Annotated in this window: 1 protein-coding gene; it reads left to right on the top strand. The window is 42.0% G+C overall.

The window, feature by feature from the left end; genetic code table 11:
• Positions 1-922, top strand: a 922-nt coding sequence (locus GB932_RS22000) for a glycerol kinase GlpK (protein WP_156758916.1), incomplete at both ends; no start/stop codon positions are given.

Below are 922 nucleotides of genomic sequence, written 5' to 3'. Positions count from 1 at the left end.
AATGGATTCTTGATAATGTAGAAGGAGCAAGACAGAAAGCCGAAGAGGGAAAATTATGTTTCGGAACTGTTGATACATGGCTTGTATGGAAACTGACTCGTGGAAAAATGTTTATCACAGATGTTTCCAATGCGAGCAGAACAATGCTTCTTAATATTCATACTTTAGAATGGGATAATGATTTATTAGAATTATTTGACATTCCTAAAAACATTCTCCCTGAAGTCAAGCAAAGCAGTGAAATATATGGAGAAACAGCAACTACCCTTTTCTCTACCAAAATTCCAATCGCAGGTATTGCTGGTGACCAACAGGCTGCCCTGTTCGGGCAGATGTGTACCACTCCGGGAATGGTGAAAAATACTTACGGAACAGGATGCTTCTTATTAATGAACACAGGAACAGAAGCCGTTTCTTCTAAAAACAATCTTCTCACTACTGTAGCGTGGAAGATCAATGGAGAAGTAAATTACGCACTGGAAGGAAGTGTATTCGTAGGAGGCGCTGCTATTCAATGGCTAAGAGATGGTCTTAAGCTTATACGTTCTTCTGAAGAGGTAAACAAACTGGCAGCTTCTGTACCAGATAATGGTGGTGTTTACTTCGTACCTGCACTGACAGGTCTTGGCGCGCCTTACTGGGATCAGTATGCCCGCGGAACCATTGTAGGAATTACCAGAGGAACTACCGATGCACACATCGCAAGAGCAACATTGGAAGGAATTGCATTTCAGGTATATGAGATCGTAAAAGCAATGGAAGCAGATTCAGGAAGAGCAAGTCTTGAATTAAGAGTAGACGGTGGTGCTTCTGCAAGTGATCTTCTGATGCAGATCCAGTCTGACTTATTTGGATTTAAAATAACAAGACCAAAGACATTGGAAACTACCGCTCTTGGAGCAGCCTACCTTGCAGGACTTGC

This window comes from Microbacterium karelineae (genome assembly GCF_009745985.1).
Taxonomy (GTDB): Bacteria; Actinomycetota; Actinomycetes; order Actinomycetales; family Microbacteriaceae; genus Microbacterium; species Microbacterium karelineae.
This window is presented reverse-complemented; position numbering and strand designations above follow the sequence as displayed.